This is a genomic window from Chryseobacterium mucoviscidosis (genome assembly GCF_002177115.1).
In the GTDB taxonomy this organism is placed as follows: Bacteria; Bacteroidota; Bacteroidia; order Flavobacteriales; family Weeksellaceae; genus Chryseobacterium; species Chryseobacterium mucoviscidosis.
On record NZ_MVAG01000144.1, the window covers coordinates 21,928 to 29,699 of the forward strand.

At 34.7% G+C, this 7,772-nt stretch carries 6 protein-coding genes; 1 reads left to right on the forward strand and 5 read right to left on the reverse strand.

Annotation, left to right across the window (positions count from 1 at the left end; genetic code table 11):
* Nucleotides 1–15 precede the first annotated feature (15 nt).
* From porL to B0E34_RS17830, 5 genes are all read right to left on the reverse strand, one after another.
* The gene (gene porL / locus B0E34_RS17810) at nucleotides 16–705 is read right to left on the reverse strand and encodes a type IX secretion system motor protein PorL/GldL (RefSeq protein ID WP_087711710.1); all 690 of its coding nucleotides are present in this window, start codon (nucleotides 703–705) and stop codon (nucleotides 16–18) included.
* Nucleotides 706–762: 57 nt separating this feature from the next.
* The gene (porK, locus tag B0E34_RS17815) at nucleotides 763–2,181 is read right to left on the reverse strand and encodes a T9SS ring complex lipoprotein PorK/GldK (RefSeq protein WP_076392676.1); all 1,419 of its coding nucleotides are present in this window, start codon (nucleotides 2,179–2,181) and stop codon (nucleotides 763–765) included.
* Nucleotides 2,182–2,289: 108 nt separating this feature from the next.
* The gene (glmS, locus tag B0E34_RS17820; RefSeq protein WP_087711712.1) at nucleotides 2,290–4,143 is read right to left on the reverse strand and encodes a glutamine--fructose-6-phosphate transaminase (isomerizing); all 1,854 of its coding nucleotides are present in this window, start codon (nucleotides 4,141–4,143) and stop codon (nucleotides 2,290–2,292) included.
* Nucleotides 4,144–4,166: 23 nt separating this feature from the next.
* Nucleotides 4,167–5,750 carry a DUF4270 domain-containing protein gene (locus B0E34_RS17825; RefSeq protein WP_087711714.1) on the reverse strand — a complete coding sequence of 528 codons (1,584 nt, stop codon included), beginning with the start codon at nucleotides 5,748–5,750 and terminating at the stop codon, nucleotides 4,167–4,169.
* Nucleotides 5,751–5,764: 14 nt separating this feature from the next.
* Nucleotides 5,765–6,535 (reverse strand): glycogen/starch synthase, encoded by a 771-nt coding sequence (locus tag B0E34_RS17830; protein ID WP_087711716.1) that lies wholly within the window; start codon nucleotides 6,533–6,535, stop codon nucleotides 5,765–5,767.
* A 181-nt stretch (nucleotides 6,536–6,716) separates the two neighbouring features.
* Between B0E34_RS17830 and panC the strand changes: the two genes are divergently transcribed.
* Complete coding sequence (panC, locus tag B0E34_RS17835) at nucleotides 6,717–7,565, forward strand: pantoate--beta-alanine ligase (RefSeq protein WP_087711718.1); 849 nt, start codon at nucleotides 6,717–6,719, stop codon at nucleotides 7,563–7,565.
* The last annotated feature ends 207 nt before the right edge of the window (nucleotides 7,566–7,772 follow it).

The window sequence follows — 7,772 nt, forward strand, 5'->3', positions numbered from 1 at the left end:
AAATGGTTTGGGAAATTAAGACTTCATAGCAGTTAACATACCGCCATAAACTCTGTTTAGATTGTTTAAGTTTGAAGTTAAACCTTGTAGTTCCTGATTGAATTTTTCTGATTGTTCAGCAGATTTTTGCATATCTGCTACATATTTATTAGTAAACTCAGATTGTTTTTTAGTGCTTTCCATTTGCATTGCATATAAAGCATTCATGCTTTCCATGTGCTGCGCTGCTTTATTTAACTGCTCATTATATTTATGAGTAGAAGCAGAAACGTCAACAGTCTGGTTGATTTGGTCTACAGAACTTGAAAATTTATCGATTCCTGTTCTTAATCTTTCAAATAACTGAACATCAAGTTTAGCATCCTGAAGCATTTTGTCTAATTTGGTTGAAAGAGAATTTTCTAATTCAGCAAATTGAGCAGAGTTGCTTTTAGATATATTTGAGTGTAATGGATTTGGGTTTGCGTGTTTATCTAATAATTCAGGATAAACGTTTTCCCAAGCATAAGACTCCTCAGATTTTGGCGGGTCGAAAGCGAAAATGATGAAGATGATAGCTTCCGTAATAAGTCCCACTGTAAGGGCCATGTTTCCGTTAATTGGTCCCAAGGTAATGTGAGTAATTTTAAGCCAAGCTCCAAGAATTACAATTGCAGCACCGAATGAATAGAAGAAATTCATCCAAGCATCTTTAGTCTTAAACATATAAGTTAGTTTTTTTTAATGTTAAATAAAATTTATCGAAAAATAATGGTGATTGAATTATCTGTTAACTTTTCTTGGTTTAACAGCAGCTTCAGGAATATCCTGTACAGTTCTGAATCCGATATAACTTCTTGCAGAGTCTTTTCTTTCCCAGTCTCTTGCACCGTTCATAAGCATATATCCTACATCTTTCCAAGATCCTCCTCTGATAGATTTCTTAGTATCTGCCAAATCTTTCGTAGAAGGATTTAAAGTAGATGAGAATCCGTATGAAGAGTTGTTGTAATCAGACGATGTCCATTCAGAAACGTTTCCAGCCATATCAAATAACCCAAACCCATTTTTCTTAAATTTCTTAACTGGAGCTGTATATGTATAAGTACCTTTTTTGTCGTCTTCCATATAGTTACCTCTCTTAGGTTTGAAGTTTGCCAGGTAGCAACCTCTGTCGTCCATTAAATAAGGACCTCCCCAAGGATAAGTAGCATTTTGCATTCCACCTCTTGCAGCATATTCCCACTCGATTTCTGTAGGCAGTCTGAACTGCAATGGTCTTTGTTTTCTTCTTTTTAAGCTTTCGTTATAATCAGATTTCAATTTAGATCTGAAGTTACAGTATGCTCTTGCCTGATCCCAAGTTACCCCAACTACAGGATAATCTTTGTAAGCTTTGTGCCAGAAATACTGCTCAAACAATGGCTCGTTATAAGCAAAATGGAAATCTTTTACCCAAACAGTTGTATCCGGATAAATAGCAATGCTTTCACTTCTAAGATAGTTTACACCTCTTTCTTTTTCAGCCATTGCTACATCCATATCTCCCCATCTGTAAGTATATTTTAATTTACTAACGTCAAGGATTCTTTCATTACCGATTCTTGAAGAAGCTGGTAAATACATAGATTCTAAAACTTCCGCATATTCTACATCCGGATATTTAGATGTACTCCAGTGCAAAGGAACTTTCCAGTCGATTTTTTTCGTTGGATCGTAGTTTCCTTCGTTTCCACCGCCTTGTCCTTCTAAATATTCCTGATATGGTGTTAAATTCTCTTCTTTCTGAGCAAGGTATGCATAATCTCCGATGCTTGTTCCTTTACCTTTACCTTCACCACCTTCTCCGGCAGCTTCAGCAAGTAAAGTTCTTGCGATAGAATCTCTTACATAATTGATAAATACCCTGTATTCCGCATTAGTAGTTTCTGCTTCATCCATGAAGAAAGAAGAAACAGTAACAGTTTTTGCCGGAGCCTTTTCAGGACTGTTTGTGAAATCCTGATCAGTTAATCCTGCAACAAACGATCCTGCAGGAATAGCTACCATTCCGTAAGGTCTTTCTGCAACAAATGATTTTGTTTTTTCTCTAGGTATCAATTCTCCTTTTGTTCCCGGTTTACCTACTGAAGAGGCTCCCCCACCTGAACAAGATACCGATGCTACCGACGCAGACAATAATAAAAGAAATATCCTTTTCATGTTAATTTTTATAATTAAGCCGTAAATATATAATTTTTTTAAGAAACTTTTAAGATTTTTTTTGAAATAACGGAAGAAATCTAAATTTATTTTATTTACAAGTAATTTTTATTCCACAGTTACAGATTTCGCAAGGTTTCTTGGCTGGTCTACGTTAGCTCCTCTGTACACTGCAATGTAGTATGCCAATAATTGTAGAGGCACTGATGCAACGATTGGAGAAAAACATTCTGATGTTTCCGGAATTTCAATAACGTAGTCTGCCATTGCACTTACCTGCGTATCTCCTTTATTTACAACAGCAATAACTTTTCCTTTTCTTGCCTTAATTTCCTGAACATTGCTTACAATTTTATCATAATGTCCTTTTTTAGGAGCAATAATAACAATTGGCATATTTTCATCAATTAACGCAATTGGACCGTGCTTCATTTCTGCAGCAGGGTAACCTTCAGCATGAATATAAGAGATTTCTTTTAATTTTAAAGCACCTTCAAGTGCAGCCGGGTAATTGTATCCTCTTCCCAGATAAAGGAAATTGGTTGCACTTACAAAATCCTTTGCGATATTTTGTACCAAATCGTGAGTCGTACCCAAAACATCTTCTATTTTTTTAGGAATGGCATCCAGTTCGGCAATTAAGCTCATAAATTCGGCGTTTCCTAAATTCCCATTATGCTTCCCTAATTTCAGGGCTATTAAAGAAAGAATGGTTAACTGTGCAGTAAATGCTTTTGTAGAAGCTACTCCGATTTCAGGACCAGCATGTGTGTAAGATCCAGCGTCTGTAATTCTTGCAATTGATGAATCTACGACATTACAAATACCATAAATAAATGCCCCTCTTTCTTTAGCCAATTTTAAGGCGGCCATAGTATCTGCAGTCTCACCTGACTGGGAAATTGCAATTACAACGTCTTTATCTGTGATAATTGGATTTCTGTATCTGAATTCAGAAGCGTATTCTACTTCAACAGGAATTCTGGCATATTCTTCAATTAAATATTCACCAATAAGTCCTGCATGCCAAGAAGTTCCGCAAGCAATGATAATGATTCTGTTGGCATTTTTAAATTTTTCGATATGATCCCAAATTCCAGCCATTTTGATAACTCCTTCATCTACGAGAAGCCTTCCTCTCATCGTATCGTGAACCGATTTAGGCTGTTCGAAAATTTCTTTCAGCATAAAATGCTCATATCCTCCTTTTTCAATCTGCTCTAAACTTAATTTGAGTTCCTGAATTTCCGGTTCAATTTTAGAGTTCTCACTGATGGTTCTGATGTCTACTCCATTTTCAAGAGAAATCGTTGCCATGTGACCTTCTTCAAGATAAATAGCCTCTTTCGTAAATTCTACGAACGGAGATGCATCTGAAGCGATAAAATATTCTTTATCTCCAATTCCTATTGCCAAAGGAGATCCTAATCTTCCTACAACCAATACTCCCGGAAAATCTTCATGCATTACTGTAATCGCATATGCTCCATATACTTCATTAAGGGCATATCTTACTGCGGTAGGAAAATCCATTTCAGCATTTAAATCCATAAAATACTGTACTAGATTTACTAAAACTTCCGTATCTGTTTCAGATTTAAAGGTAAAGCCTTTATCAGTAAGCATTGTTTTAATCGTATCATAATTTTCAATGATGCCATTGTGAACAAGTGCTATTTTTCCGTTATTTGATAAATGAGGATGAGAATTTCTGTCGCTGGGAACACCATGTGTAGCCCAACGTGTATGTCCCATACCAATCTTTGCAACTCCTTTTAATTGGCTGGAAATGCTTACCAAATCATCTACTTTACCTTTGGTTTTTTCAACTTCAAGTTTATTTTCTGCATTTTCAAGAACGATACCGGCACTGTCGTACCCTCTGTATTCTAATCTTCTAAGACCATTAATTACAATATCGTAAGCGTCCTGAAAACCTGTATATCCAACGATTCCGCACATATTTTTATCAAGTGTATTTTAAATTATTTTGTACCGTAAATTACTTTTAACTGAACTCTGTTTGGATTTCCTGCCTGTGATCCCACAAAAACAGCTCTATTTGTATTATATGGTGTTGTAGTAAATTTATATCCTGCTAAACTTGTTCCATCAGAATTAGTCTGGAAGGATCCCATATCAATTCTGAAGTATAACAATTCTTTCTTATCATCATAAGCTGAATTAACTTCTTTCGGTTCTACAAGCTTTTTTATGGATTGAGTGACAACAAAATCATAATATGCAGGGTTCTTATCTAAATCATAAGACTTATAAATGGTATAAGCACTTGATCCTACTAAATTTAATAAATCAGTAGTAAAGCCTGTTAATGTTTTTGTTGGGGCAGTAGTATCTGTATATCTTTGTAATAAAGTAAATTCTTTAGGCTTAGAAAGATTATTATTCCAATCTGTAGGATCTGTATATATTCTCACTTTAGCACTAATTATAGCCGCTTTGTCGTTTTGATACAATTGCTTAAGCTGATTAATAGTTGCATCTGGAATTTTAATTCCTATTGATGGACCTCCCATTCCTTGTAAAAATAGTTTTGGAGCACCATTATTTTGATTTCCAATTGTAGCCGACGCCCATGCAGAACCAGTTCTGTCATATTGATATTGCCCAATATGTGTATTGGCAGAACCTAATGCAAATGAATATGTTGTCTGCGGTCTTGTAGTAGTCCCATTTTCTGTTTTATCATACTTATAGTACATGATAAGTTCCATATCGTTTGGTGAGAACTGGAATAAATATCCATCCTGTTCGTCAACAGAAATTCTAAGGCCCTTAAAGTATCTTATGAAATTTGAAGCATCCTGAAGTTCAGGCTGATCTTTTTTTGCTATAATTTTACTCTGGAAAAAGGTTTTATCCAATGGAATTCTGATTCCCGGAGTTGATGCAGTGAATAAGGCTGCTCCGCCATCATCTTTTGTAATGGCTACAGAACTCACATATCCTTTAAACAGCTTTGATCCCAAATCTGCGCCTATATCAAAAGTCTGATTAGATTTGGCACTATCAGAAACACCTTTTAAAAATGTATTTACTTCATGAACTCTTAAATTAAATGTTTTTTTCGCCTTCCCAAATTTTAAAACAGGATATGTATTTACTACTTTTTTAGCATTAACACTCCCGTCAGCGGCTGTAGTGTAAGTATAACTATCATCTACTGTATTGGTTGTAACACTGTCAGTAGCGTATCTAGGTTTCATAACCAAAACTACGGAGTCGACTACTGCATTTGTCCCAAAATCAGGATCGTATGTTGAGAGTCTAAGCTGCGTTAGATAAGAAGCTTTTTGCATTCCGAATTGCCCTTCACTGAAAGCACCTAAGACAGCATAAGTTAATTTTGAGGCATCACTTCGGATACTATCATTATTATTTATATTGAATGCAGTAACATCAAAAGATTTTTCATTTCCCTGTGCAGCACCATCTAAGAATAATTGCTCCCCCAATGTATCTGCATCCGGTTCACAATTATAAAGTAATACACTTCCGAAAACCACCATAGAAAAAACGGTGATTGCTTTTTTAATAGTATGAATCATTAAAAATGTGTTTTTTAATAAATTTGGTTTATAGAATCTACGTCAAGATATTCCGATTTGGGAGTAGAACTTTCGTTGAAAGCTTTATCTAAGTCTTCATCTAAAAATTCATCTCCTTTTACAACCATATCTACGTAGTTCATGCTTTCGATCACAAAAGATTTTACACTCGGATTATCTAACGCTTTTAATCCTGAAATATTATCAAACTTCAGTTTTTCGTCGATATTGGAAGCTAGAGATGCATCTTTCTCATTGTATAATGAAAGAACGATTTTGGCATCCTTAAAATAAGTATCTGTTTCGTAATAGGTTTTCAGATAAATCGGAACAAAAGAAGCCATCCATCCGTTAAGATGAATAACATCCGGAACCCAATTCAGTTTCTTAATGGTTTCAATTACTCCTCTGGCAAAAAATATTGCTCTTTCATCATTATCCTCGAAAGGCTGTCCTTCATCATCAAAATAATATTGTTTTCTTTTGAAATACTCTTCATTATCGATAAAGTAAACCTGAAGTCTTTCCCCCGGAAGAGACGCTACTTTAATAATAAGAGGCTGATCCAGATCATTAATAATAATATTCATTCCGGAAAGTCGGATCACCTCATGAAGCTGGAATTTCCTTTCACTTATCTGTCCAAATCTTGGCATAAAAACTCTTACATCATTGCCTTCTTGGTGCATCTTAAGTGCCATTTTGTTTACCACTGCAGCCATATTTGTATCTTCCTGATATGGATACATCTCTGTAGTAATGTACAGTATTTTTTGATTCGGCATAAACTTCTATCTAATTTTTGTAAAAATGCTTTAATGCGCAAAATTACGAAAAAACATTCATTATTATTTTAATTAACATTTTTTTACGATAATTCCCTTTGTCAAATTATTAAAACTAAGACTTCATGTATCATAATTATATGATATTTTTAGTATTTTTGAATTACTATTAAAATAAGCTATGGAAGTTCTAAAAAATAAAAAGGTTCTTCAGGATTTCATTGAAAGACAGAAAGAAATGGGCAAAAAGATAGGTTTTGCACCTACCATGGGAGCCCTTCACGACGGACATTTATCCCTATATAAAGCAGCCAGAGAAGAGAACGATCTTGTGGTATCATCAATTTTTGTTAATCCTACTCAATTTAATAATCCGGAAGATCTTGAAAAATATCCAAGAGATATCAACAGAGATATTTCTATTCTTGAAAAATCAGGTTTGGTTGACGCTGTTTACATTCCTGAAGTCACAGACATTTATCCTGAAAAAACAGAGAGTCAGCATTATGATTTTGACGGACTGGAAAATGAAATGGAAGGAAAATCCCGACCAGGACATTTTGACGGTGTCGGAACGGTCGTAGAAGAGCTTTTCAGTCAGGTAAAGCCCGACAATGCTTATTTTGGAGAAAAAGATTTCCAGCAACTGGCAATTATCAAAAAAATGGTTGAAAAGAAAAAACTTCTGATTAACATCAAGGGTGTTCCCATTTACAGAGCAGAGAACGGACTTGCTTTAAGTTCCCGAAACCAAAGACTTCATGAAGACAGAAGAGAAGCATCTTCTGTTATTTATGAGACATTAAAAAAAGTGAATGAATGGTTCAGAGTGATTACAGTTCCGGAAATAAAAAACAGAGTACAGGACATTTTTGATCATCAAAGAGGAATGCAGCTAGAATATTTTCTGATTGCCGATGAAAAAACACTCAAAGAAACAGATTTCTTTTATAAGGACAGAAAATTCCGTGCATTTATAGTTGTAATTGTGGATGGAGTGAGACTAATTGACAATATGCACCTGAATTAATTTAATCAAATTCAAATTATCTTAAAATAACAAGCGTTGCTTTTTAGCAACGCTTGTTATTTTTATGGATCAGTCTCAAAAGTTGGGTAGGAATGTTAAGTAGTTTTATATTTGTATAATGCTAAACGATCAAGAATTACTAAAGTTTTTGCTTCCACCATACTTAGTGGATTATTTTGATATTGTGAAATTTGAAGAAAAAGAAGT

Bases quoted from the DNA above. Each gene is read 5' to 3' on its own strand.
- porL (WP_087711710.1), bottom strand. From the start codon at position 705: ATGTTTAAGACTAAAGATGCTTGGATGAATTTCTTCTATTCATTCGGT.
- porK (WP_076392676.1), bottom strand. From the start codon at position 2,181: ATGAAAAGGATATTTCTTTTATTATTGTCTGCGTCGGTAGCATCGGTA.
- glmS (WP_087711712.1), bottom strand. From the start codon at position 4,143: ATGTGCGGAATCGTTGGATATACAGGTTTTCAGGACGCTTACGATATT.
- B0E34_RS17825 (WP_087711714.1), bottom strand. From the start codon at position 5,750: ATGATTCATACTATTAAAAAAGCAATCACCGTTTTTTCTATGGTGGTT.
- B0E34_RS17830 (WP_087711716.1), bottom strand. From the start codon at position 6,535: ATGCCGAATCAAAAAATACTGTACATTACTACAGAGATGTATCCATAT.
- panC (WP_087711718.1), top strand. From the start codon at position 6,717: ATGGAAGTTCTAAAAAATAAAAAGGTTCTTCAGGATTTCATTGAAAGA.